Consider the following 24,092-nt stretch of genomic DNA (forward strand, 5'->3'; position numbering starts at 1 on the left):
CGGGGAAGGACCCCAAAAAAGATGAAGATCGCCTGGGGGTCAGGCGATCTTCTGAAATGGGAGGCATAGAAACAAAAAAGGCAGGGGGGTCTTGTTTACGTGCGGGAACGCAGCCCGCTTCTCTTAATTCCTGTGCCGATCGAGATAGTCTCCAAGGAAATCCCGGATGGTGCGCGCCCCGGCGGCATCGGGGTAGGAAGCCATCTCGAGGGGGATGATTTTCTCCGCCGCCGCGCTGTTGTCCCGGGAGAGGCGATCCCGGAGGATCTCGCTGACCCGGCGGCTAGCGATTTCGGCTCCCTGGCGCGGCGTCTCGGGCAACAAGAGCACGAGCTTACAGCCATCCATCACCGAGACGACGTCGATTTCCCGGACATTGCGGCGCGCCTCCTGCGAGAGCGAATGCACGACCGAGGAGGCGCCGGGGCCTAAGTGGTTCTCCAGGAATGAGAGGTCGAAAACGACGAGCGAGACGAAGACCGAATATCGCTCGGCTCGTTTGAGCTCGAGGTCGACCTTGTCAATGAAGTTGCAGTCATCCATGATCGTTGCACCACGTCGTTATTCGTCGCTATCGCGCTTCTGTGCACTATTTTACAAGCAAGTTTTGTTCCCCATGCAACCCCGATGCCGGATTGCGGAAAACATTTCCGAAACTTGTGCCGAGATTTGTCGCGGTCAACAACTTACACGTTATTTCACAACAACTTAATGTTATTCACATGGAGTGAAAAATGTGGAAAATAAGAAAGGATGTGTGCAGAATATGCACACCGATGCATATAAGACGCAGGCGGGCATCGGGTACGTTTTTGGACAGATCGCCGGAACGACTACTTCGAAGAATTCAAGTTGTAGTCTTTAATCTTATAGAGGAGCGAGCGGTAGCTTATCTCGAGAAGGTCGGCGGCTTTGCGGCGATTCCAGTTGGTTCGGGTGAGGACTTCGCTGATCAACCGCTTTTCTTCCTCGGCGACGGTGCGGCCGATCCGTTCTTTGAGCGAGTAGGTCTCGGTCCCGGCGGCGTTAGTCGGGCCGACGTCGGTGGTGGCAGGGGTGTAGGTGGAGCGGGAGGGCATGGTCGGTGCGGCGGCCGCGGAGTTGATCAGGTCGATAATGATCGACTCATCGCCGCGCACCGCCACCTGTTTGAGCATGTTCTCGAGCTGGCGGACGTTTCCGGGCCATGAGAAGGTCATGAGGCGGTCGATAGTGGAGGGGGAGAGCTCTCTGAAGTCTTTGGAATAGAGCTGGTTGTATTTGTCGATAAAGTGCCGCACGAGCAGGGGGATATCTTCGGGACGTTCCCGCAGGGGGGGCAGGAACAGGGTGATCTCGTTCAGGCGGTAGAACAGGTCGTCGCGGAATTCTTTGTCGTGGATCGCCTGTTCGAGGTTGCGGTTGGTGGCGCAGATGATCCGCACATCGACGTGGATCGAGGTGATGCCGCCGACCCGGACGAACTCCTGCTGTTCGAGGACCTGGAGCAGTTTGGACTGGAGCTCCATGGGCATGTCGCCGATTTCATCGAGGAACATCGTTCCCTTGTGGGCGATTTCGAACCGCCCCTGCTTGGTTTTGTGCGCGCCGGTGAAGGCCCCCTTCTCGTAGCCGAAGAGCTCGGCCTCGAGCAGGTCGCGAGGGATGGCGGCGCAGTTGACCTTGATAAACGGGCGGTCTTTGCGCGCGGAGAGCTGGTGCAGGGAGCGGGCGGCGATCTCTTTGCCGGTGCCCGACTCGCCGCGGATGAGGACAGTCAGCTCGGAGTCGGCGACCTGCTCGATGATCTCCTTCACCTTGGTCATGGCCACGGAGTCGCCGAGGAAATTGGCGTAGGCCGACTGCGCCTGCAGTTCGGATTTGAGCTCTTTGACCTCGCGGCGAAGGTTGCGGCGTTCGAGGACGCCGTTGATGTGGATTTCGATTTCCTGGACATCGAACGGCTTGTTGATGAACTCGGCGGCGCCCAGCTTAATGGATTCGACGACGTAGTTGGTGTCGCCGTGGCCGGAGACCATGATGACTTCGGGGCGGCTCTCGAGCTTGTTGAGCTTTTCGAGGACCTCGATCCCGCTCATTCCGGGCATCTTGATATCCAGGAGAATGAGTTCGGGTTGCTCGGTCGAGACCATCTGGAGCCCCTCGGAGCCGTCGCGGGCAGCGACAAACTCAAAGCGGGCCCCAAGCCCCTCCGACAGCAGCCACGCCACCTTCGGGTCGTCGTCGATCACCAGGATTTTTGTCTTCTGTTTAGCCATAGCAACCATTCAGGTACAGCCAATGTATCGGCAAAAGGCGGTCAAAATCAAGGTTTTGGGTCTGGGATATTGCGGATTTTGAGCAAAAAGGTGCAGAGCGGTCAATTGTGGTAAGGGAAATAGAGGGAGAAGGTGGCCCCTCTCCCCTCCTCCGACTGAACCGCGAGCGTGCCGTTGTGGGCGGAGATGATGCGTTCGACGACCGACAGTCCGAGGCCGGTTCCGGTGTCTTTGGTGGTGTAGTAGCGCTCGAAAATGCGGGAGAGGTTTTCTTTCTTGATGCCGCAGCCGGAGTCGGCGACCCGGACGGTGAGGTAAGGCTCTTTGCGGTGGGGGGGCGTTTCGAGGAGGCCCTCGACGCGGATCTGTCCGGGGCCGGGGATGGCGTCGATCGCGTTGATCAGCAGGTTAAGGAAAGCTTCGAGGATCTGGTTCTTGTTGACGATGACGTCCCAGTCGGCCTCGGCGAAGCGGGCGGAGTAGGCGATGTTTTTCTTGCGGAGGTCGGGGCCGACGAGTTCGGCGGCGCGGGCGACGATGCGGCGGAGGTCGATTTTTTCGGTCTGGTACTTGTTGGGGTTGGAGAAGTCGACCAGTTCGCGGACCAGTTCGTTCATGCGGTGGACCTCCTCTTCGGCCGCATTCAGCAATTCCGACTGGGCGGCGATCTCCGGGTGTTTCATGGCCAGCACCTGGAGGCTCCCCTTGATCGAGGTGAGCGGCTTGCGGAGGTCGTGGGAGATTTCGCTGATCATGTTGCCCATGGTGAGCAGGCGGGTCATGTTGAGGAGCGACTGCTCGCGCTCGAAGAGGAGGGCGGCCTGCGAGACGACCAGGCGGGCGATCGAGATGTCATCGGCGCTGTAGGGTTTCTTGCCGGCGGCGGCGAAGTAGAAGATGTGCGCGAGTTCCCCCCGGCGTTTCACGGGGAGGGCGAGGAAGGCGGTTTCCGGGGCGGGCAGCGCCTGGTGGGCGCGGATATCGGCAGCGACGGCGGCGGAGAGGCGGGGGATGTCGGCGAGGATGTCTTCATCGAGTTCGAGCGGGCCGAGGGTGACCTCGGAGCGCCGCTCCGGGCGGAGGTCGGGACCGCCGGAGGCGGCGGCGGCGACGAGCGTTTTGCGGCCGGGTTCCCAGTTGAACCAGAGGGCGCAATCGATCGGGAAGACGCGGGTGAGTTTGGTGACGAGCAATTGGCAGAAATCGTGCATCGACTGAATCTCGGTCAGTTCGCCGGAGAGCTCGTTGAGGATTTCGAATTCGATGAGGCGGCGGCGGTTGCGTTCGAACTGGTTGGCATCATCGACCGCCACGGCGGCCTGGGAGGCAAAGGTCGTGAGGAGGCGCAAGTCGTTGTCGTTGAATGTCTCTCCCCCGGCTTTGTTGGCCAGGTTGATGACGCCGATGACTTTGTTCTTGATCCGCAGCGGGCAGCACAGCAGGGAGGCGGCGCCGTAGCGCTCCTTGTTGATGCGGCGGAAGCGCGGGTCGGCCTCCACGTCGCGCACGATGAGGGGCTCTCCTTCCCGGGCCACCCAGCCGGCGATCGAGGAGCCGATGGAGAGCCGGGTGGCGGCGACGATGTCCTCGTCGAGGCCGATGGCGGCTTCGATGGTGAGGTATTCGCCGGCTTCGTCGAGGAGCATGATCGACCCGACCTGGGCCTCGGTGACGGTGGAGGCGAGGACGACAATCTGGCGGAGGAGTTCGTGGAGATTGGCGGTGGAGCCGATCGACTTGCCGGCCTCGTAGAGGGCGTTGAGGTCATCCATCCGGCGCTTGAGGATCATGTTGGAGAGGCGCAGTTCTTCGAGGAGCTGGAGTCGGGCGATGTCGGCGCGGCGTTTTTCGAGGGCCCGGTTGACGGCCAGCTCGAGGTAGCTGAATTCGACCGGTTTGAGGAGGTAGTCGTAGGCGCCGGCACCGACGGCCTGGATAGCGGTATCGAGCGACCCGTAACCGGTCATGAGGATGACCGGGATGCCGTCATCGACCTCTTTCACGCGGCGGAGCAGCTCGATGCCGTCCATGCCGGGCATCTTGATGTCGCTGATGACGAGATCGACTTTGCGGGTGCGGATGGCCTCGGCCGCTTCGGGGGACCTCTGGAAGGTCTCAACCTCGTAACCATCGCCGGTGAGGAGGGCATAGAGCGAATCGCACATGCGCTTCTCATCGTCGATAATGATGATCCGCTCGCCGGTGTTACCCATGGTTCTCGCGGTCCTCGAGGGCAGGGAGGATGATTTCAAAGCACCCCCCGATGCTGCTGTTTTTATACGTTATCGTCCCGCCGTGGCGTTTGATGATGCCGTAGCAGACGGCCAGGCCGAGGCCGGTGCCTTTCCCCTCCTGCTTGGTGGTGAAGAAGGGTTCGAAGATGTGGGGGATGATCTCGGGGGGGATGCCCGGGCCGGTGTCGGTAAAAGCGAGCAGGACGCCGTCGGCAACGCGGCGGAGAGCGATGTCGAGGCGGCCGCCGTTGGGCATGGCGTCGGCGGCGTTGAGGACGATGTTGAGGGCGACCTGCTTCATGTTCTCGGGCGAACCCATGACGAGCGGGAGGTCATCGGCGAACTCCCGCACCACCATGATGCCGAATTTCTCAAACTGCCGGTCCATGAGGACGAGGACGTCGTCGATCACCTTCCCCAGTTTCATGGGTCGGAGGGCGGTTTTTTCGGGGCGGTGGAAGTCGAGGAGTTCGCGGACGATACGGGCGATGCGGTCGATTTCCTGGCTGATGATTTCGAGGTAGTTGCCGGTTTCGACGTTGCCGCGGGCAGTGCGCTGGACCAGCAGGAGGTAGTTCTTGATGATGCCGAGCGGGTTGTTGACCTCGTGGGCGACCCGGGCGGACATTTCGCCGAGAGCGGCGAGGCGCTCGGTGTGCACGAGCTGCTGCTGGGCAGCCAGCAACTGCTGGGTGGCGGCGCGTTCGGATTCGTAGAGCCGGGCGTTCTCGATAGCCACCGAGATCTGGTTGCCGAGGATGGACAGAAATTCGATGTCGTCGAGGCCGAACTCTTTCGCGCCTATTTTCTCGCCGATGAGGACCAGTCCGATGAGGCGGCTCTGGTAGATCAGCGGGACGACCAGGCCGGGATCGAAACTACGGAGAGCCTCGGCCTCCGGCTCCCGGGAGAAGCCGGCGAGCAGCTCGGAAGTCGGCACGGGGCGGTTCAGGCGGGCGAGGTAGTCGGCTATTTTGGAGTCGGACGGGAAGGTTGCCTCTTTGGGGGGGAAGGCGCCTCCCCCCTTGCTCTTGGCGAGCGAAAAGCGGTCCGAGCGGGCGTCCTGCTTGAGGTAGATGGCTCCCTTGGAGGCGGAGACCTGGGCCACGCAGGTGAGGACGAAGGAATCGAGGAGGGTCTGGTAATTGAGGACCGAGCTGAAGTTGCGGCTGATTTCGAAGATGGTGTAGAGGTCGAAGATTTTGCGTTTGAGCTGGCGGTTGGCCTCGGTGAGGCGGGTGAGTTTTTCGGCGGGCAGTTCGACGGCCGCGGCCGCGGCGCGGGCGGCCGCCGGTCCGGGACCCGCGGGGAGCGCCTCCCCTTGAGGGAGGCGTTCGGGATCGGCCGTCTCCGGCGCCGGCCGGCGGCGCTCTTTTGAATCCATCTCCATCATGCCGAGCCGATCTTCTCGAAAAACTCTCCGACAAGGTAGTGCGAGCCGATCACAGCTATGATATCGTCAGGTTGAGCGGTCCGGGCGACCCTTCGCCAGCCGGTCGCCACCGACCCGGCGCGGTGGACCGGCACGCGCCGCCAGTTGATGGTCCCCAAGAGGTGGGCAGTATCGACGGAGCGTTTGGTATCGAGGGGTACGATGACGTATTGTGCGGCGATTTTGGCGAGGTGATCGACCATTTTCTGGTGCTCTTTTCGTTTGACGAAGCCGGTGAGGATGAGGGCCTTGCGGCCGGGGAAGCGGGTCTGGAAGGTCTCGACAAAGGCGGCGATGCCGCCGGCGTTGTGGCCGACGTCGAATACCAGGGTTGGTCGGCCGCGGCGGGCGACGATCTGGAATCGGCCGGGCCACTCCAACCGGGCCATGCCTTGGTACACGGCCTGCTTGTCGATCGCCAGGCCCTGGTCGCGCAGGATGGCGAGGGCTTTGAGCGCCAGCGCGGTGTTGCGCAACTGGTGGGGGCCGATGAGGCCCGGGACGAGGCCGGAGATCCGCCAGCCGTTTTCATGAAAGTCGAGCCGGTTGGATTCACCGAAGGCGGCAAAGTCACGGGGGCGGAGGCGGTGCAGGGGGGCGCCGAGCTCCGCGCAGCACCGGGCAATCACCTCTTCGGCGACCGGCGGGAGGAGCCCGATCAGGTGGGGGACGCCGGACTTGACGATGCCGGCTTTTTCGAACGCGATTTTCCGCAGGGTGCGGCCCAGGATTTCCATGTGGTCGCGGCTGATGTCGGTGGTGACGGTCAAGAGCGGACAAAGGACGTTGGTCGCATCGAGCCGTCCCCCGAGACCGGTTTCGACCACGGCGAGGTCGACCCCGGCGCGGGCGAAATGCTCGAAGGCCATGGCGGTGAGCACCTCGAAAAACGACAACTTGCGCCGGACCAGTTCCCGGCGGTAGCGGGCGACAAAGGCGGTGACGGAGCGTTCCGGGATCGGATGGCCGTCGACGCGCACCCGCTCCCGCAGCGAGACGAGGTGGGGAGAGGTGTACAGGCCGGTCCGGTACCCCTGGGCCCGGAGGACAGCGGCGAGCATGCTGACGGTGGAGCCCTTGCCGTTGGTGCCGGCCACGTGGATGGTCGGGTAGCTCAGCTGGGGGGAGCCGATGGCGGCGAGGAACTCGGTGATGTTCTCCAGCCCGAGTTTCATGCCGAAGAACTCGCGCGAGAGGAGGAACCGTTCCGCAGTGCGATAGGCGCCGGCGGGCATCACTTTCTCCACATGAACTTCAGGAGCGCGATGACGGTGTCGCGGAGGTCTTTGCGGTGCACGATCTTGTCGAGGAACCCCTTTTCGAGAAAGAACTCGGACGACTGAAAGCCCTCCGGCAGCTCCTGTTTGATGGTCTGCTGGATGACGCGCGGGCCGGCGAATCCGAGGAGGGCTTTCGGTTCGGCGATGACGACATCGCCGAGCGACGCATACGAGGCCATGACGCCGGCGGTGGTCGGGTTGGTGAGGATAGAGATGTAGGGGATGCGTTTCTTGTCGAGTCGTTCGAGCAGGCCGGAGGTCTTGGCCATCTGCATCAGCGAGAGAATCCCCTCCTGCATGCGGGCGCCGCCGGAGGAGGAGACGATGACGAGGGGGATGTTGCGGTTGAGGGCGCGTTCGATGGCCCGGGCGATCATCTCCCCCACCACCGAGCCCATCGACCCGCCGATGAAGGCGAAGTTCATGATGGCGAAGGAGACCTCGATGCCGCCGATTTCGCCGATGCCGGCGATCACACCCTCGAGGCGGCCGGCCTTGGCCTGGGCCTCTCTGATCCGATCCGGGTACTTCTTGGAATCCTTGAACTTAAGCGGGTCCCTGCTCGTCAGGTGGCTGTCGAATTCCTCCAGCCGCCCGCCATCGAGCAGCAGGTCGATATATTTCTGGGAGGTGATGCGGAAGTGGAAGTCGCAGGAGGGGCAGACCCAGAGGAGTTTTTCGAGTTTTCGGCTGTAGATGATTTCCCCGCAGGAGTCGCACTTGATCCAGAGACCCTCGGGGATATTTTTCTTTTCCTGCGGCACCGGGCCGCTGTGATCTTTCCGAAACCACGCCATAGCGTCTATCCGCCTTGCCGGCCGTCGAGGTAGAAGACCATGACCAGGGCATCCTCAATGGGCCGCCGGTAGTAATTGGGCCGGCGATACAATATTCGGAACCCCTTTCTTTCGTAAAAGGTCCGGGCAACGTTGTTGCTGGACCGGACCTCCAGGAGCAGATACTGGCAACCGGCCGCGGTTGCCCGACCCAAGATAGCGCCCAGCAACATATTTGCAACCGATTTTCTGCGATGTTCGGGGCGGACGGCGATGTTGGTGAGGTGGGCCTCGACATCGACAGTGAAGTAGCAGGCGTAGCCGACCACGGCGCCGTCGATCTCGACCACAAGCGCCCCCCAGCCGTCGCCCCCGATCTGCTCCTCGAACGCGGAGCGCGGCCAGGGATCGGGGAAGATTTCCTTTTCCATGGCGACGACGGTATCGAGGTCGCGTGCGGCCATGTCCCGGAGGACGAGGTCATTTTTTTTTGCGTTGCTCAAACTTGATCTCGGCCTGCGATTTTTGCAGGTACCAGGGTTCGAGTTCGGCGGCCGCGGGAAGCGGTCGGCCGGAGTCCAGTTTTTCGCGGGCGATGACGAGCAGGTCGCCCGCGTCGTAGTCGAGCCGGTCGGACAGGTCGGGGTTGGCCAGGGCGGGCATTTTCTCGCGGATGGTCAGGCCGATCGCGGCCACGGCCGCGCGGCCGACGATCTCCGGCAGCGCACTGTAGCGCGCGATGACCGGCGGGCCGATGCTGAGGGGGCCGTTGATCGGGCAGCAGATCCCCTCGTCCCGGTTGAGGGGGACGATCACGTAGACGGGACGGGGGGCATCGGCGAGCCGGCGGGCGGCGATTTCGAAAGCGGTGACCGGGACGAGCGGGAGGTCGAGGGCGACGACGAGGCCCTTGGCGGCGGCCAGGCCGATGCGGAGGCCGGTGAAGGAGCCGGGGCCGACCGAGACGGCGACGGCCTGGAGGTCGCGGACGGTGAGGCCGGCGGCGGCGAGCAGGTCGCCGAGGCGCGGCAGCAGCACCTGGCCGTGCGACTGCGGCACGGCCTCGCGCACCTGGACGAGGCGGTCGGCGCCGAACGCCAGCGCCAACCGCAGCAGGGCGGTGGAAGTGTCGATAGCCAGGATGTTCTGCACGCTCATGGCCGGTCGTCCCCCACGACGCCGATATCGATCCGGCGGTTGTGTTCCCCCTCGACCCGGAAGACGGCCCGGTAGTACCGGGGGGGCAGGCAGTCCCCGGCCCGCTCGCCCCATTCGACGACGGTGATTCCCTCGCGGGCGAGGTAGTCGTTCCACCCGACCTCGAGCAATTCGGCGGGGTTGCCGATCCGGTAGAGATCGAAGTGGTAGAGCGGCAGCCGCCCCTCGGGGTACTCGTTGACGATGGTGAAGGAGGGGGAATTGACGAGAGCGGGGTCGACGCCGAGGCCGCGGGCGAGGCCGCGCACGAAGACGGTCTTCCCCGCGCCCAGTTCGCCGGTGAGCACGATGAGGTCGCCGGGGCGGAGGAAGGGGACCAGTTTCTCCGCCAGCCCGACCGTCTCCGTTTCGGAGTGGGACACCACGTTCAGCACCGTCTGCATATCACCGCGGGTTGAGGGTGGCGACGGGGACCACCATTTCTTCCAGCGAAACGCCGCCGTGCTGGAACGAGTTCTGAAACTGGCGGATCATTTCGTTGTAGTTGTTGGGGTAGACGAAGAAGAAGTCCTCGCGGGCGAGGATGTAGGTGGTGGCGAGGGTGAGCAGGGGCAGGCGCCAGTCTTTCGGTTTCTTGACCAGGATCGAGTCATTGGGATCGGAGTTGAGGTTGTCGCCGTACTTGTAGCGGAGGTTGGTCGAGGTGGTCCGCTTGCCGTGGGCCATCGTGCCCCGCCGGCACAGCACCGAGCCGTGGTCGGTGGTGACAATGACGGTGGTGTCGCGGCGGCCGGCGAAGAGCTTGAGCATGGCGAAGAGAGGCGAGTGGATGAACCAGGTCTGCATGAGGGTGCGGAAGGCGGCCTCCGAGCCGGCGATTTCCTTGAGGATGACGTTGTTCGAGCGGCCGTGGGCGAGGATGTCGAGGAAGTTGAAGACGAAGGTGGCGACCGGGGCGTCGTAGAAGTCGGCGAGGCGCCGGACCACCTGGTCGCCCTCGGTGTTGTTGTAGATCTTGACGTACTTCATCTGGCGCGCCTGGTCGAAGCCGTGGCGCTGGAGGTTGTCCTCAAAGAGTTCATCCTCGAGGCGGTTGAGCGAGCCCTCGGCCTGGGTCCGGTAGAGGTCGGGGCGGGCCTGGGCGATTTCATCGGGGAACAGCCCGGCGAAGAGGGCGTTGCGGGCGAAGGGGGTGGCCGAGGGGAGGATGGAGAAGTAGTAGTCGCGGCGGACGTCGTAGTACTCGGCGATGAGCGGCTCGACCATCAGCCACTGGTCCAGGCGCATGCAGTCGACGACGATGAAGACGAGCTTGCGCTTCTCGCGGAGGTGGGGAAAGAGGAAGCGTTCGGCCAGGCGCGGGGACAGGGTCGGGGCGCGGTCGCTGTGGAGCCAGTCGAGGTAGTTGCGGTCGAGGTATTTGGTGAACTCGGTGTTCCACTCTTTGCGGGAGCCCTCGAGGGCCTGTTCCAGTCCGACGTCGGCGTGGCGGTCGAGTTCGAGGTTCCAGGCGGCGAGGACGCGGCCGGCCTCGTACCAGTCCTCGGGCTCGAGGCGGCCGAAGAGTTTCTGGTTGAAGCGGTTCATTTCGGTGACGTAGCGCTGCATGGTGCTGCTGCTGATGATCCGCTTGGCCTCGAGCATGCGCTTGATGACCGACAGGATCTGGGTCGGGTTGACCGGTTTGGTGAGGTAATCGTCGATCTTCTGCCCGATCGCCTGGTCCATGAGAGTCTCTTCTTCGGACTTGGTGACCATGACGACGGGGAGGTGGGGCCGGATTTCCTTGATCTCCTCGAGGGTCGTCAGGCCGTCCTTGCCGGGCATCATTTCGTCGAGGAGGACGAGGTCGAAGGATTTGCGGCGCACGAGCTCGACGGCGTCGTCGCCCGACACCGCGCCTTCCACCGCGTAGCCGCGTTTTTCGAGGAAGAGGATGTGCGACTTGAGGGAGTCGATTTCATCATCGACCCAGAGAATTCGCTTTTGTTCGGCCGATCCGGGCATGGTAGATCCTATCGTTGGGTGGAGGCGGGCAGCGTGATCTCGAAGACCGTTTCGCCGGGTTTCGAGCGTTTGAGCGTGACGCGTCCGCGGTGGTATTCTTCGACAATGCGGCGCACGAGGGTCAGGCCAAGGCCCCACCCCCGCTTCTTGGTGGTGAATCCGGGGCGGAAGATGCGGCGCTGGGCGGCCGCCGGGATGCCGGCGCCGTTGTCCTCGACATCGATCACCACGCACTGCCGGTGGGGGAGGTAGGAGGTGGTGAAGAGGACGCGCCCGGCTTTGGGATCCACCGCCTGGAGGGAATTCTTGATGAGGTTTTCGATGGCCCATCCGAAGAGTTCGGGGTTGAGATCGACCGGGGGGAGCTCGCCGCGGCGGACGTCGAGGGTGATGCCCTGGCCCTCGAAGGGCAGGCGGCGGCGGAAGTACTCGACGGCGTCGGCAACCGCCCGGTTGACGTCGGCCGGGTGCAGCTCGGGGATGGACCCGATCTGGCCGAAGCGGTTGGCGACTTTCTGGAGCCGGTCGATGTCGATGCGCATATTCTCGAGACCGTCGGCAAACTGCGCCTGCAGTTGGGCGCGGTCGGCGGCCGGGTCGCACTCGGCCCGCATGACCTCGATCCAGCCCATGAGCGAGGAGATCGGCGTGCCGAGCTGGTGGGCGGTCTCCTTGGCCATGCCGACCCAGATGTGGCGTTCCTCGCTGCGGCGGATGTTGTGGTAGCCGACGAGGGCGACGGCGAGGAAAGCGAGGACGATGCTGATTTCGACGAAGGGCATGTAGCGGAGCCGGGTGATGGCGTCGGTGTCGCCGTAGAGGAAGTAGTTGACGTGGCCCTCGCCGAAGTGCAGGGGGAATTCCTGGTTGCGGGCGGCCATGCTCTCGGCCAGGCGGCGGAGGGTCGCCAGCGCCTTAGGCGAGTTCTCGGTCGGCCCGATGCCCTTGATGTTGCGCCAGTGGATCGGCTCCCGGTTCTGGTCGAGGACAATGATCGGGAAATCGGCTTTCACGATGATTTCGTCGAAGATGAACTGGAGTTCCTCGCCCGATGTGTTGGAGTTGGCGGCAAGCTGCCACATCTTGACGTACTTCTCCACCTGGCTGCGGGTGCCCTCCTTGAGGCGGTCGATGACATTGAGCGTATACCAGATGAAGACGAGCGAGATGGCGACCACGCCGACCAGGAGGAAGCCGTTGTAGAAGGTCGACTTGCCGACATAGAGCCGGTTGGTCAGACTGAATCTGCTCAGCGGTTTGGGCATCAGCCGATCCTGGCGAGGCCTCCCATGTAGGGCCGGAGGACTTCGGGGACAGTCACGGAACCGTCGGCGTTCTGGTAGTTTTCGAGAATTGCCGGGACAAGGCGGGCGAGGGCCAGTCCGCTCCCGTTGAGGGTGTGCGGAAAGCGCACCTTCTTGTCCTCGTCGCGGAAGCGGCAGTTCATGCGGCGGGCCTGGAAATCCTCGAAGTTGGAGCAGGAGGAGATTTCGAGCCAGCGTTCGATCCCGGCGGCCCAGAGTTCGATGTCGTAGCATTTGGCGGCGGCGAACGAGAGATCGGCGGAGGCGAGCAGGCCGACGCGGTAGGGGATGCGGAGCCCCTGGAGGATTTTCTCGGCCTGAGCGACGAGCGACTCGAGTTCGTCGTAGGAAGTTTCGGGTCGCACGATTTTCACCATCTCGACTTTGTGGAACTGGTGGACGCGGATCATGCCGCGGGTGTCTTTGCCGGCCGCCCCGGCCTCGCGGCGGAAACAGGGGGAATGCCCGACCACGAGGATCGGCAGCCGGCGATAGTCGAGGATCTCCTGCCGGAACAGGTTGGTCAGCGACACCTCGGCGGTCGGGATGAGCCACATGTTGTCCTCGGTGCGGTACATGTCCTCGGTCATTTTGGGCAACTGCCCGGTGCCGAACATGGTCTCCTCGGTGACCAGGTAGGGAGCGGCGTGCTCGCAGAAACCGCCGGCGGCGTGGGTGTCGAGCATGTAGGCGATGAGCGCGCGTTCGAGGCGGGCGCCGAGGCCGCGCAGGGCGTAGAAGCCGGCGCCGGAGACTTTGGTGGCGGCCGCGATGTCTAGGATGCCGAGCTGCTCGCCGATCTCCCAGTGGGGGCGGACCGGGAAGGCGGGCGCGGGCAGGTCGCCCCAGCGGCGCACGATTTTCATATCAGCCTCGCCGCCCACCGGGACTGATTCGTGGGGGAGGTTCGGGATCCATGAAAGCCGGGTCTGGAGGTCGTCCTCGACCGCGCGGAGGTCGGCGTCGAGCTGGACGATTTGGTCGCCGACCCGGCGCATCTCGGCGACGAGGTCATCGGCAGGCTCGTGGGCTTTCTTTTTGCGGGCGATGTCGGCGGTGACGCGGTTGCGCTCGGCTTTGAGGGCCTCGGTGCGGCTGATAATATCGCGGCGCCGGGCGTCGACGGCCAGCAGCGCGTCGATGTCCGAGCGGTCGTTCTTCTTGGCAATACCGGCCTTGACGGCCTCCGGGTTTTCCCGGATGAATTTGAGGTCAAGCATCGGTCGTGTCCATCCTGCTACAGAATTATAGCCAGTCGGGGCGGCACCAGTTCATTCCAAAATAGGCAATCCCGGTCCCTGAGTCAAACCAACAAGTTGTGCTGCAACAAACACTTTCGGGTGCGGGGGCCGACGGGCGGGGGTGGGGGGTGGCCCGGCCGGGGTAGGTTGACGGCGGCCGGGGGGGCGGCAAAATGGCGCCGACCGGCAAAAAGGGCTTGCCTTTTGGGGCGGGGATTGTAAATTAAAAGGCTCTGGCGCGAAAGGAGATAGTTGGTAGTCATGTCCAAAGCCTGTGATATTTGCGGCAAGCGGCCGGCGACCGGACGGAATGTATCGCACGCCCACAACAAGACGCCGCGGCGGTTCTACCCGAACCTGCAGAATGTCCGCGCGGTCGTCAACGGCGTGCCGAAACACCTCTCGGTGTGCACATCCTGCCTCAAGGCGGGGAAGGTCATGAAGAATGTCCGGGGGCGGCGCCCCAGGATGGTTCCGGCCGAGACTACGAAGTAACCGCCGCGGCGCGCGGCGGTTCTGCCGAACGATATGGAAAACCGCTGGCCGACAGCGGTTTTTTTGCTGCCGGAAATCGGCCCAACAGAAAACCGCCGGGTTGGGGAACCCGGCGGTTGGTGCAAACAGGGGGCACTCCTATTGCCGCATCAGGGGGGAGAAGGAGTCAGTCATCCCACAACGACAAGACGCTTTCGGCGGTCACCCGGCTGTGGGCCAGGAGCGCCAGGCCGGCCCGCAGGCGGATTGACTCGGCGAGAAAACTCGTGTACTCGGCGGCGACATCGGTCCCGCACAGTTCGCTTTCGGCGGCGACCAGGTCGCGGCGCGCGGCCGTAAACATGCGCTGCTGCGCCTCCAGGTCGCGGCGCTGGGCCGCCCCCACATCGATCTGGACCGTGTCCACCTGCCGGACGGCGCTGTCGATCGCGGCGATCGCGGATTCGGCCGCGGCCGGCGCGGACAGGTCGATGCGGATCGTCGTGAGTTTCGCCAGCGAACCGGTAGCGCCATCGAAGAGATACCGTCCGTTGTACTCGGCGCACGAGATCACCCGGTTGTAGGCCTCGACGATATTCTGCGCGGCCGTGTCGTAGGCAGCCTGCATCGCCGGCTCGTGGCCCCCCTCGCCGGCGGCACCGAGCGCCAGCGATCTCAGCCCGGTCAGGTGGGAGCGGAGTTCCATGAGCGCGGATGAGGCGCACTCGTATTTCTGCTGCCGGGCGGCAAGGTTTTCGATCTGCCTCTCGAGCGAGGCCGTCTGCGCCCGCAGGCGCTCCGATAGGATGAGGATCGCCGGGCTGTCGGAGGCCCGGTTGATGGCCAGCCCGGAGGTGAGTCTCTCCATGGAGGAATAGAGGGCGAGTTCCGAGGCGTTGAGCCGTCGGACCAGATCCCAGGCGCTGATGTCGGTGCGAATTCCCAGACCCATAGGCATCCACCGTTTCATGCCGATCCGGAGGCGGATGTCGGCGGGAACATTCTGAGCAGCACCGGTGCCCGGCCGCACAAATCAAGGATAATCGATTATCCGGCATGTGGTTGCCGGTAATCACGCCCGGTCGGCGGAAGCCCGGCGGGCGGCGGGATTGTCGGTTTTGCGCCACACGTTGATGGACGTCGCCGACAGCGAGCAGCACAGCGGCGGGGTCTGGGGAGGGCGCTTTTGCGAAGCGCGTTCCGAGGCCGCCGAGATCAGAAAGACACCGCACGCGGCCAACCTCCGCAGGACAGGGGTTTGGTAGGTCAGGAGCTTCATGGTCCTGACGGCGCCGTTTGCGTCGTTGGCAAGAATGTCAGGACCACAAGGGTCCTGACCTACATGGACAAGAGGCCAATGCCTCCTCCCAGCCGCCGCCTTCCCGGTGCTGCTTCCCGGCCTCTACTTCGCCACCACCCGCTTGACCATCGTCCCCGCCGGAATCTTCTCGCCGCTCTGCACCAGGTTGAGGATGGTCAATTCCTCCACCGTGGTTTTGGAATCCGACGGATACGCCTGATTGAACTCCTGGATCGTCATGGCGCGCGGGATGGTCACGATCTCGATGCGGCGGGGCTTAACGTTCAGAAGGGACTGGTCGGTGACGGGGCCAAACGACGCTATGGCGCCGGCCACCGCGCTCCGGTACTGGCTCCACTGGCCGGCGAGGCCGTAGCCGAGGATTTCGAACACCCGCCCGTTGTAGCCGACAAAGGCCGCCGTGCCGGTCAACTGCACGCCGTCCCCGGTCTGCGCCGAGAAGGTCGCGGTGGCGGCGCTGAGTCCGCCGATGGTGGCGCCCTGGGGCGCCGAGGCGCTGATTCCCTGCTGGCTCACGAATTGCTGCGCGGCGGCGGCGGGCGTCTGGGCCTCCGCGAGCGAGACCTGGAGAAGCGCATCCTCGTTGGGTGACACCCCGGCCACCGACTGCTTCTGGTTGGCTGTCTGCCACTGGTCGGGGAAATCAATATGGAATTTCAGGTCGGGGTGGATGAAGGTGTTTCCCCGGAAATATCCCTCGCGCGGGTTGTCGCCGTAGACCAGGCCGTCGATCCGTTGGAGGAACTCGTTGCGGCTCACTTTGCGGCCGCTGAAATCCGGGGGCAGCGAATCCACCATCCGGGTGATGCGCTGGATCCGGTCGGCCGACGAGGGATGGGTCGACAGCCAGTTCGGCAGCGCGCTTCCGCCCTGCTGCCCGCTCACCCGGTCCAGCATCGCGAAGACATCGTCCATCTCGCGCGGATCGTAGCCCCCCCGGTACATGTAGCGGAGGCCGAGGAGATCGGCCTGGTGCTCGTCGTCGCGGCTGAACTTCAGAAACAGGAGTCCGAGACCGGCGGAAATCAACTGCCCGTATTTCTCAAGATCCGGTTTGAGGATCACGGCGCCGGCCAGTCCGAGCTGCGCCAACTGCTGCTTGGTCATCTGCGTGACCGAGTGGCGGGCGGTGATGTGGCCGATCTCGTGTCCCATGACCGAGGCGAGCTCGGCCTCGTTCTCCATGTGGGCGAGAATCCCGCGCGTCACGTAGACATACCCGCCCGGGAGCGCGAACGCATTTATGGTCGGATCGTCCACTACGCAGAATGTCCAGGGCAGGTCCCGCCGTTCGCTCACGGCGGCGAGATTCCGGCCGATCCCCGCCACGTACCGCTGAAGCGCCGAGTCCCCCGCCACTCCGAGCTGCGCCCGGATTGCCTGGTCGGATTCGCGGCCGATCTGGATTTCCTGGCCGGTGGAATAGAGCGAGAACGTCTCTTTGCCGGTGGCCGGGTTGGTGAAACAGCCGGCCAGCAGGGCCGCCGCCCCGGCAGCGGCCAGGACGGCCAGCACGAGGACCAGGGCCGAGACCTTTCGGCCAAAACGCAGCCGCCGACCAGCGGGCGGCCGGGTGTTCGGCGCAGGGTGCATGGCGGAACTCCTTTCGCTATTAAGTATTCGCCCTAGGCTACATCGGCGCCCGCGGCCCGTCAAGCTTTATGGCGGCCGGCCGGGAATGACGATTACGTTGATCCAGTTAGGTCTCTCTCCGCCGGAAACAACTTGTGCCCGCCTCCGTTACGATGTATGTTTGGCCACCGAGGCAGAACGGCGGTCCCTGGCCGACGCCCGCGGACGGCGGCGGCTCCGGGATCCGGGGCGATAATTCTCCCCCGCATCCAACCGCGCCCGTCGCACGGGAGCGGCGGGAGGCGGAGCGAGCATGCAGAAAGGCGCTGCCATGACGGGACGCGACGACCAGACCCGCGCGCCGGAGATCGAATACGAGAACCGGGAGTGGCTTGAGTCCCTGGACTACGTCCACCGCAGCCAGGGGCCGGGCCGGGTCCGGCAGCTGCTCCGGCGGCTGCAGATGCGGGCGCAGGAAAACGGGGTGCACCTTCCCTACACGGCCAACACCCCCTACGTCAACACGATCCCGGTCGAGCGGCAGCCGGTTTTCCCCGGCAGCCGCGAGATCGAACGGCGGATCAAGAGCATTATCCGGTGGAATGCGATGGCCATGGTGGTGCGGGCCAACCGCGACCACAGCGGCATCGGCGGCCACATCTCCACCTACGCCTCCACCGCCACCCTCTACGAGGTCGGGTTCAACCACTTCTTCCGCGCCCGCACCGAGAACCATCCGGGCGACCTCGTCTATTTTCAGGGGCACGCGGCGCCCGGCGTCTACGCCCGGGCGTTCCTCGAGGGGCGTCTGAGCGAGGCCCAGCTGGCCAACTTCCGCCAGGAGCTGGCCCCCGGGGGAGGGCTTTCCTCGTACCCCCACCCCTACCTCATGCCGGAATTCTGGCAGTTCCCGACTGTGTCCATGGGCCTCTCGCCGCTCTCCGCCATCTACCAGGCGCGGTTCATTCGCTACCTCGAGGACCGCGGCTTGAAGCGCCGCGACGATCAGAAGGTCTGGGCGTTTCTCGGCGACGGCGAGCTCGACGAGCCGGAGTCGCTCGGCGCCCTCACCCTCCCGCCGCGCGAAAGGCTCGACAACCTCATTTTCGTCATCAACTGCAACCTTCAGCGGCTCGACGGCCCGGTGCGCGGCAACGGGAAGATCATTCAGGAACTGGAGGCGGCCTTCCGCGGCGCCGGCTGGAACGTGATCAAAGTCATCTGGGGGGACGACTGGGACCCGCTCTTGGCGCAGGACGACAAGGGGCTGCTCGTGCAGCGCATGGAGGAGGTGCCCGACGGCCAGTACCAGATGTACTCGGTGGCCTCCGGCGATTACATCCGCCGGGATTTTTTCGGCAAATACCCCGAGCTCGAGCGCATGGTGCGGCACTACACCGACGAGCAGCTCCAGAAACTGCGCCGCGGCGGCCACGACCCGCACAAGGTGTACGCCGCGTACAAGCAGGCGGTCGAACATGAGGGTTCACCCACCGTCATTCTCGCGAAGACCATCAAGGGCTACGGGCTCGGCGAGGCGGGCGAGGGACGCAACGTCACGCACCAGCAGAAAAAACTCAACGAACAGGAGCTGCGCCACTTCCGCAGCCGTTTCGGCATCCCCCTGCCCGATTCCTCGCTCGCCGAAGCCCCCTTCTACCGCCCCGCCCCCGACAGCGAGGAGATGCGCTACCTCAAGGAGCGCCGCGAGGCCCTCGGCGGCTACCTCCCGAAACGCCTCATCACGGTGCCGCCCATGCCCGCCCCGGCCGATGACCTCTATGCGGAGTTCCTCAAGGGCAGCGGCGACCGCGAGGTGGCCACCACCATGGTCGCGGTCCACCTGCTGAGCAAGCTGCTCGCCGACCCCGACCTCGGCAAGTATATCGTGCCGATCGTGCCCGACGAAGCGCGCACGTTCGGCATGGAATCCCTCTTCCGAAAAGTCGGCATCTACTCCCACCAGGGGCAGAACTACGACCCGGTCGACAAGGAGACGCTGCTGTACTACCGGGAAGCGACCGACGGCCAGATTCTGGAGGAGGGCATCACCGAGGCGGGCGCGATGTCGTCGTTCACGGCGGCCGCCAGCGCCTACGCCAATTTCGGCCTCAACACCGTTCCGTTCTTCTTCTTCTACTCGATGTTCGGTTTCCAGCGCATCGGCGACCTGATCTGGGCGGCCGGCGACATCCAGGCCCGCGGTTTCCTCCTCGGCGGGACCGCCGGGCGCACCACTCTGGCCGGCGAGGGACTTCAGCACCAGGACGGCCACAGCCACGTGCTCGCGCTCGCCTACCCGACCGTGCTCGCCTACGATCCCGCCTACGCCTACGAGCTCGCGGTGATTGTACGTGACGGCCTCCGGCGCATGTTGGAGAAGGGGGAGCGCCGCATGTACTACCTGACCATCATGAACGAGTTCTACAAGATGCCCGACATGCCCAGGGGCGTGGAGGAGGGGATCCTCAAGGGGATCTACAAGTTCCGCGCCTCCGGCAACCGGCGGGCGAAGCACAAGGTCCACCTCTTCGGCAGCGGCACCGTCCTCAACGAGGCCGTCAAGGCGCAGGAGCGGCTCGCCGACGCCTACGGCGTGGCCGCCGACGTCTGGAGCATCACCAGCTACAAGAACCTCTACTGGGACGCGATCGACGCCCAGCGCTGGAACATGCTCAACCCGGAAAGAGAACCGCGCCTGCCCTATCTGGCGAGAGCGCTGGAAGGGGAGCAGGGGGTGTTTGTGGCGGCATCGGACTATCTCAAAGCGCTGCCGGCGATGCTGGCGTCGTGGATCCCCGGCCCGCTCACCCTGCTGGGAACCGACGGTTTCGGCCGCAGCGACACCCGCCCGGCCCTGCGCGGTTTCTTCGAAGTCGATGACCGCCACATCGCCTTCGCCGCCCTCTCCGCGCTCGCGCGCGAGAAGAAGCTCAGCCTCACCGAAGTGAAAAAAGCCCGCAAGGATCTCGACATCGATCCGCGCCGGGCCAACCCCCTGTTTTCGTGACGAGGTAGGGATATGCTCAAGGATATTGTCATCCCGGATATCGGCGAGAAGGTCGAATCGGGACGCGTGGTGGCGGTGCTGGTCAAGCCGGGCGACATCGTCGGCGTCGACGACGGCATCATCGAGTTCGAAACGGAGAAGGCGGTGGTCGAGATCCCCTCGCCGGAACAAGGCGTGATCACGGAGATCCGGGTCGCCGTGGGCGAGGAGCTGAAAGTGGGGAGCGTGATCGCCCGGCTCGACACAGCCGCCGGCGCCGCCCCGCCGCCCGTGCCCCCGGCGGTCGAACGCGAACCTGCGCCCGCCGCCCCGGAATCGAAGACCCCGGCTCCGCCGCCCCCCGCCGCCCCGGCGCCCCGCCCCGTTTCCGCTCCGGCTCCGCCGCCGGCGGCGCCGCCTCGGCCGACCGGCCCCGCTCCGGCCTCGCCCTCGGTGCGGCGGCTCGCCCGCGAGCTGGGCCTGGACATCTCCGCCGTGAGCGGCACCGGACCGGGCGGCCGGATCACCGAGAGCGACCTCAAGGTCCATGTCCGACGCGCCGCCGCTTCCGGGCGAGCCGCACCGACCGGGAGCGCCCCGGCTCCCGCCGGGTCGCCGGATCTGCCCGACTTCAGCCGGTGGGGAGAAATCGAGCGGGCCGACATGTCGACCGTCCGCCGCGTGACCGCGGAAAGCACCGCCCGGTCGTGGGCGCAGATTCCGCATGTCACTCAGTCGGACAAAGCCGACATCACCCACCTTGAGGAGTTCCTCCGCAAAAACGCCGACCGCGTGAAAAACGCCGGCGGGAAGCTCACCGTAACGGCCGTTCTCCTGAAAGTGATGGGGGAGGGACTCCGGCGGTTCCCCCGCTTCAACGCCAGCCTCGATCCCGCGAACCGCCAGATCATCTACAAGCACTACGTCCACATCGGCGTCGCCGTCGACACCGACCACGGACTGCTCGTACCGGTGCTGCGCGATGTGGACCGGAAGAACATCGTCACCCTCGCGGTCGAACTGGCCGACCTGGCGGAACGCGCCCGCGGCCGGCGGGTCGCGCCCGACGAGCTGGAGGGGGGCACGTTCACAATTTCCAACCAGGGGGGGATCGGCGGGACCGATTTCACCCCCCTCGTCCTCTGGCCGCAGGTAGCGATTCTCGGCGTCAGCCGCGCGGCCATCGAACCGCGCTATATCGAACGCGAGTTCCGGCCGCGCACGATCCTGCCGCTGGCGCTGTCGTACGACCACCGCGCCGTCGACGGCGCCGATGCCGCGCGCTTTCTCCGCTGGGTGTGCGACGTGCTCGAGAGTCCGTTCGCCATGTTTCTGGAGTAGTCCGCGGCGCGGCCAAACCGGAAGGGAGACCTGACATGAACGATACCACTCGGAACAAGGCGCAGGTGGCGGTGATCGGCGGCGGGCCCGCCGGCTACGGGGCCGCTTTCCTCGCCGCCGATCTGGGCCTGGACATCGTGCTGATCGATCCGGCCGAAAACCCCGGCGGCGTCTGCCTCTACCGCGGGTGCATTCCATCCAAAGCGCTCCTCCACACGGCGCGCCTGTTGGCCGAGGTGCAGGAGGCGAAAGACCGGGGCCTCGCCTTTGGCGCGCCCCGGGTGAACATCCGGAAACTCCGCTCCTGGAAAGACGGCGTCGTCGATAAGCTCACCGGGGGACTCGGCCAGCTCGTCAAACAGCGCAAGTTCCGCCACCTCCGCGGCCACGCCCGCTTCGTGGATCCCCACACGCTGTCGATCAGGGAAGTGGCCGGCGCGGAATACACCTTCGCCTTCGAACACGCCGTCATCGCCACCGGCTCTTACCCCGCCACCCTCGGCCCGCAGCAACCCGATTCCCCCCGCCTCCTCGACTCGACCTCGGCCCTCGAACTCGCGGATATTCCGGGCACGCTGCTCGTGATCGGCGGCGGCTATATCGGCCTGGAAATCGGCACCATCTACGCCGCCCTCGGCAGCAGGGTCAGTCTGGTGGAAATGACCGACGGCCTCCTGCCGGGAGTCGACCGCGATCTCGTCGCCATCCTCCGCAGACGGCTCGACCGGATCTTCGACGCCGTCATGCTTGAGACGACCGTCAGAGAACTCAAAGTGCAGGCCAACGGGGTGAAAGTCGCGTTCGCGGGGAAGCAGGCCGCCGGGAAGGCGCAGTTGTTCGACCGTGTGCTCGTGGCGATCGGGCGCAAGCCCATGTCCGCCCAGCTTGGGCTCGACGCGGTGGGGGTCGATACCGACGCGCGCGGGTTCATCAAGGTGGATGCCCAGCGGCGCACCAGCGCGCCGCACATCTTCGCCGTCGGCGACGTCGCCGGCGAACCGATGCTTGCCCACAAGGGGCTGCACGAAGGGCGGGTCGCCGCCGAGGTGATCGCCGGCCGAAAAGCCGCCTTCGACCCCGCCGCCATACCCGCCGTCGTCTTCACCGATCCTGAGGTCGCCTGGGCCGGCTTGACCGAAACCGAGGCGGCTGGGAAGAAAATCGAGGTCGAGATCACGCGCTTCCCCTGGGCCGCCTCGGGCCGGGCTCTCACGCTCGGCCGCACCGACGGCGCCACAAAGCTGGTCATCGACCCGCACTCTCAGCGCCTCCTCGGGATGGGCGTGGTCGGACCCGGCGCCGGCGAACTGATCGCCGAGGGCGTGCTGGCGATTGAGATGGCGGCCACCGTCGACGACCTCGGCCTGAGCATTCATCCGCACCCGACGCTGAGCGAGACGGTGATGGAGGCGGCCGACTTGTTCCACGGCACCGCCACGGATTACTACCGGCCAAAGAAAAGGAAGTAGGACAGGACGCCGGCGGTCACAACGCTCTCTCCATCCGCAGAGACAATTCTGCGGATCTCTTGTAGGTCAGGACCCTTGTGGTCCTGACATTCTTACTATCGATGTAAGCAGCCCCGTCAGGACCATAGAGGTCCTGACCTGCAGAACCCTGTCCTGCGGAAGTTGGCCGGGGGGCGCTCGGCCTGGCGGCGGGGGCGGGTTATCGGGTTTTCGGGGCGATGCCGATGACGTTGGGCACCGGCCAGCCCGCCCACTGACCGTCGTCATCGTCGAGCGAGGTGTCGTAGCTGCCGACGATGGCAAAGGTGGTATCGGCGGTGCGCACGAAAAGCTGCGCCTCGGATCCGCCCTCGAGGTGCTGGGCGGCGACGATTCCGATCGGGAGCGAGAGGAGGAATTCGTTCAGATCGTACATGGACCAGGCCGACCGGGTGAGGATCACGAGCGCCCGTCCCTGGGTATCCTCGCCGAGGGCCAGTCCGCGCCAGCGTTTGTCCTGGGGCTGCCAGCGGTTTTCGGCGGGGCGCTTGATCAGGCGGAGGTTCTGCATGACGTAGGTGTAGGAGGCGGCCAGTCCCCGGAGGGAGTCCTCATCGAGGTCGTAGATGCGAAACGGCGGGAGGCTGTCGCTGCGGGGGCCGAAAGCCGCCGCCGACTGGTAGGGGTTGGGGAACCGGCAGTTGATGTGGTCGCCGACTTTCATGTAGCCGACGTGGCTGCGCTGGTCGAGGTTGTACATGCCGGCGTTGAGGGCCACCACCAGGTGGTGGCGGCGCGCCCATTCGGCCACGCTCAGGTTGGTCGGCGCGTCGCCGTTGGATTGCGCGAGCAGGCAGAATTCGTACTGGGCCGGGTCGATGCGGAGGATGGTCACGCCGGTGCGGTCGCGGCTCATCGGCGAACGGACCGCTCCCCGGTGGTCCGGCGTGAAAGTCGCCATCTCAAGCCCCGGGGCGAGGACCGCAAAAGGGGCGTCGGCCCGGCCGAGCGCGCCCGCCAGCACACACACGAGACCAATCGAACCGATGACGCGGGTCAGGCGATGTACCATGGGGGTAATATCGGCCATGACGAACGATTGGGCAAGGTGATTAGGTCGGCGGGAGCGGGGGTGAAAAACCAACCGCAGGCCCGGTTTTCTTACCGGGCCTGCGTGTGAGTTCCCCCGCTGTCCCTTACCTGCTGCGTCGCCGCAGCGTTTGTTGTCGGGCGCCTCGCCCCAGGTCGTGTTACTCA

Annotated in this window: 19 protein-coding genes; 4 read left to right on the plus strand and 15 right to left on the minus strand. The window is 64.9% G+C overall.

Going from position 1 to position 24,092, the window contains the following annotated elements; all coding sequences use genetic code 11:
• Positions 1-123 precede the first annotated feature (123 nt).
• From KA261_03970 to serS, 12 genes are all read right to left on the minus strand, one after another.
• Positions 124-543 (minus strand): hypothetical protein, encoded by a 420-nt coding sequence (locus tag KA261_03970; protein ID MBP7696944.1) that lies wholly within the window; start codon positions 541-543, stop codon positions 124-126.
• Between the two features lie 290 nt (positions 544-833).
• Positions 834-2,258 (minus strand): sigma-54-dependent Fis family transcriptional regulator, encoded by a 1,425-nt coding sequence (locus KA261_03975; GenBank protein MBP7696945.1) that lies wholly within the window; start codon positions 2,256-2,258, stop codon positions 834-836.
• A gap of 101 nt (positions 2,259-2,359) precedes the next feature.
• Positions 2,360-4,471, minus strand: coding sequence for a GAF domain-containing protein (locus tag KA261_03980; GenBank protein MBP7696946.1), 2,112 nt, complete (start codon positions 4,469-4,471; stop codon positions 2,360-2,362).
• The gene (locus KA261_03985; protein ID MBP7696947.1) at positions 4,464-5,876 is read right to left on the minus strand and encodes a GAF domain-containing protein; all 1,413 of its coding nucleotides are present in this window, start codon (positions 5,874-5,876) and stop codon (positions 4,464-4,466) included. Before KA261_03985 ends, KA261_03980 begins: the two co-directional genes overlap by 8 nt.
• A gap of 5 nt (positions 5,877-5,881) precedes the next feature.
• Positions 5,882-7,159, minus strand: coding sequence for a bifunctional folylpolyglutamate synthase/dihydrofolate synthase (locus tag KA261_03990; protein MBP7696948.1), 1,278 nt, complete (start codon positions 7,157-7,159; stop codon positions 5,882-5,884).
• On the minus strand, positions 7,159-8,001 hold the full coding sequence (locus KA261_03995; GenBank protein MBP7696949.1) for an acetyl-CoA carboxylase carboxyltransferase subunit beta: 843 nt from the start codon (positions 7,999-8,001) through the stop codon (positions 7,159-7,161). Before KA261_03995 ends, KA261_03990 begins: the two co-directional genes overlap by 1 nt.
• Before the next feature lie 5 nt (positions 8,002-8,006).
• The gene (gene rimI / locus KA261_04000; GenBank protein MBP7696950.1) at positions 8,007-8,483 is read right to left on the minus strand and encodes a ribosomal protein S18-alanine N-acetyltransferase; all 477 of its coding nucleotides are present in this window, start codon (positions 8,481-8,483) and stop codon (positions 8,007-8,009) included.
• A complete protein-coding gene (gene tsaB / locus KA261_04005; protein MBP7696951.1) occupies positions 8,461-9,138 on the minus strand; it encodes a tRNA (adenosine(37)-N6)-threonylcarbamoyltransferase complex dimerization subunit type 1 TsaB in 678 nt (225 codons plus the stop codon). The genes rimI and tsaB overlap by 23 nt, the downstream gene beginning before the upstream one ends.
• Positions 9,135-9,581 carry a tRNA (adenosine(37)-N6)-threonylcarbamoyltransferase complex ATPase subunit type 1 TsaE gene (gene tsaE / locus KA261_04010; GenBank protein ID MBP7696952.1) on the minus strand — a complete coding sequence of 149 codons (447 nt, stop codon included), beginning with the start codon at positions 9,579-9,581 and terminating at the stop codon, positions 9,135-9,137. Before tsaE ends, tsaB begins: the two co-directional genes overlap by 4 nt.
• Position 9,582: 1 nt before the next feature.
• Complete coding sequence (locus KA261_04015; GenBank protein ID MBP7696953.1) at positions 9,583-11,145, minus strand: response regulator; 1,563 nt, start codon at positions 11,143-11,145, stop codon at positions 9,583-9,585.
• 8 nt (positions 11,146-11,153) lie between these two features.
• The gene (locus KA261_04020; GenBank protein ID MBP7696954.1) at positions 11,154-12,410 is read right to left on the minus strand and encodes a HAMP domain-containing histidine kinase; all 1,257 of its coding nucleotides are present in this window, start codon (positions 12,408-12,410) and stop codon (positions 11,154-11,156) included.
• Positions 12,410-13,669, minus strand: a complete 1,260-nt coding sequence (serS, locus tag KA261_04025) for a serine--tRNA ligase (protein MBP7696955.1) — start codon at positions 13,667-13,669, stop codon at positions 12,410-12,412. The genes KA261_04020 and serS overlap by 1 nt, the downstream gene beginning before the upstream one ends.
• 282 nt (positions 13,670-13,951) lie before the next feature.
• Between serS and KA261_04030 the strand changes: the two genes are divergently transcribed.
• Positions 13,952-14,185 carry a 50S ribosomal protein L28 gene (locus tag KA261_04030; protein ID MBP7696956.1) on the plus strand — a complete coding sequence of 78 codons (234 nt, stop codon included), beginning with the start codon at positions 13,952-13,954 and terminating at the stop codon, positions 14,183-14,185.
• Between the two features lie 166 nt (positions 14,186-14,351).
• Here the strand turns inward: KA261_04030 and KA261_04035 are convergent, their stop codons facing one another.
• Both KA261_04035 and KA261_04040 read right to left on the minus strand, forming a co-directional pair.
• Positions 14,352-15,116, minus strand: coding sequence for a hypothetical protein (locus KA261_04035; GenBank protein MBP7696957.1), 765 nt, complete (start codon positions 15,114-15,116; stop codon positions 14,352-14,354).
• 450 nt (positions 15,117-15,566) lie between these two features.
• Complete coding sequence (locus KA261_04040; GenBank protein MBP7696958.1) at positions 15,567-17,078, minus strand: M48 family metalloprotease; 1,512 nt, start codon at positions 17,076-17,078, stop codon at positions 15,567-15,569.
• Between the two features lie 310 nt (positions 17,079-17,388).
• Here KA261_04040 and aceE point away from each other — a divergent pair, with 310 nt between their 5' ends.
• Genes aceE through lpdA form a run of 3 tightly spaced genes read left to right on the plus strand, consistent with a single transcriptional unit; the run spans position 17,389 to position 22,856 of the window.
• On the plus strand, positions 17,389-20,067 hold the full coding sequence (gene aceE / locus KA261_04045) for a pyruvate dehydrogenase (acetyl-transferring), homodimeric type (GenBank protein MBP7696959.1): 2,679 nt from the start codon (positions 17,389-17,391) through the stop codon (positions 20,065-20,067).
• A gap of 12 nt (positions 20,068-20,079) precedes the next feature.
• Complete coding sequence (locus KA261_04050; GenBank protein ID MBP7696960.1) at positions 20,080-21,387, plus strand: 2-oxo acid dehydrogenase subunit E2; 1,308 nt, start codon at positions 20,080-20,082, stop codon at positions 21,385-21,387.
• Positions 21,388-21,422: 35 nt separating this feature from the next.
• Positions 21,423-22,856, plus strand: a complete 1,434-nt coding sequence (lpdA, locus tag KA261_04055; protein MBP7696961.1) for a dihydrolipoyl dehydrogenase — start codon at positions 21,423-21,425, stop codon at positions 22,854-22,856.
• 199 nt (positions 22,857-23,055) lie between these two features.
• On the opposite strand, the gene KA261_04060 is transcribed toward lpdA, so the two are convergent.
• Positions 23,056-23,907 (minus strand): phosphodiester glycosidase family protein, encoded by an 852-nt coding sequence (locus tag KA261_04060; GenBank protein ID MBP7696962.1) that lies wholly within the window; start codon positions 23,905-23,907, stop codon positions 23,056-23,058.
• Positions 23,908-24,092 lie beyond the last annotated feature (185 nt).

Source organism: Candidatus Zixiibacteriota bacterium, assembly GCA_017999435.1.
In the GTDB taxonomy this organism is placed as follows: domain Bacteria; phylum Zixibacteria; class MSB-5A5; order GN15; family FEB-12; genus JAGNLV01.

What these genes read in the sequence shown, in the direction of transcription:
- KA261_03970 (MBP7696944.1), bottom strand. Translation starts at nt 543, where the DNA reads ATGGATGACTGCAACTTCATTGACAAGGTCGACCTCGAGCTCAAACGA.
- KA261_03975 (MBP7696945.1), bottom strand. Translation starts at nt 2,258, where the DNA reads ATGGCTAAACAGAAGACAAAAATCCTGGTGATCGACGACGACCCGAAG.
- KA261_03980 (MBP7696946.1), bottom strand. Translation starts at nt 4,471, where the DNA reads ATGGGTAACACCGGCGAGCGGATCATCATTATCGACGATGAGAAGCGC.
- KA261_03985 (MBP7696947.1), bottom strand. Translation starts at nt 5,876, where the DNA reads ATGGATTCAAAAGAGCGCCGCCGGCCGGCGCCGGAGACGGCCGATCCC.
- KA261_03990 (MBP7696948.1), bottom strand. Translation starts at nt 7,159, where the DNA reads ATGCCCGCCGGCGCCTATCGCACTGCGGAACGGTTCCTCCTCTCGCGC.
- KA261_03995 (MBP7696949.1), bottom strand. Translation starts at nt 8,001, where the DNA reads ATGGCGTGGTTTCGGAAAGATCACAGCGGCCCGGTGCCGCAGGAAAAG.
- tsaB (MBP7696951.1), bottom strand. Translation starts at nt 9,138, where the DNA reads ATGAGCGTGCAGAACATCCTGGCTATCGACACTTCCACCGCCCTGCTG.
- tsaE (MBP7696952.1), bottom strand. Translation starts at nt 9,581, where the DNA reads ATGCAGACGGTGCTGAACGTGGTGTCCCACTCCGAAACGGAGACGGTC.
- KA261_04015 (MBP7696953.1), bottom strand. Translation starts at nt 11,145, where the DNA reads ATGCCCGGATCGGCCGAACAAAAGCGAATTCTCTGGGTCGATGATGAA.
- KA261_04020 (MBP7696954.1), bottom strand. Translation starts at nt 12,410, where the DNA reads ATGCCCAAACCGCTGAGCAGATTCAGTCTGACCAACCGGCTCTATGTC.
- serS (MBP7696955.1), bottom strand. Translation starts at nt 13,669, where the DNA reads ATGCTTGACCTCAAATTCATCCGGGAAAACCCGGAGGCCGTCAAGGCC.
- KA261_04030 (MBP7696956.1), top strand. Translation starts at nt 13,952, where the DNA reads ATGTCCAAAGCCTGTGATATTTGCGGCAAGCGGCCGGCGACCGGACGG.
- KA261_04035 (MBP7696957.1), bottom strand. Translation starts at nt 15,116, where the DNA reads ATGGGTCTGGGAATTCGCACCGACATCAGCGCCTGGGATCTGGTCCGA.
- KA261_04040 (MBP7696958.1), bottom strand. Translation starts at nt 17,078, where the DNA reads ATGCACCCTGCGCCGAACACCCGGCCGCCCGCTGGTCGGCGGCTGCGT.
- aceE (MBP7696959.1), top strand. Translation starts at nt 17,389, where the DNA reads ATGACGGGACGCGACGACCAGACCCGCGCGCCGGAGATCGAATACGAG.
- KA261_04050 (MBP7696960.1), top strand. Translation starts at nt 20,080, where the DNA reads ATGCTCAAGGATATTGTCATCCCGGATATCGGCGAGAAGGTCGAATCG.
- lpdA (MBP7696961.1), top strand. Translation starts at nt 21,423, where the DNA reads ATGAACGATACCACTCGGAACAAGGCGCAGGTGGCGGTGATCGGCGGC.
- KA261_04060 (MBP7696962.1), bottom strand. Translation starts at nt 23,907, where the DNA reads ATGGTACATCGCCTGACCCGCGTCATCGGTTCGATTGGTCTCGTGTGT.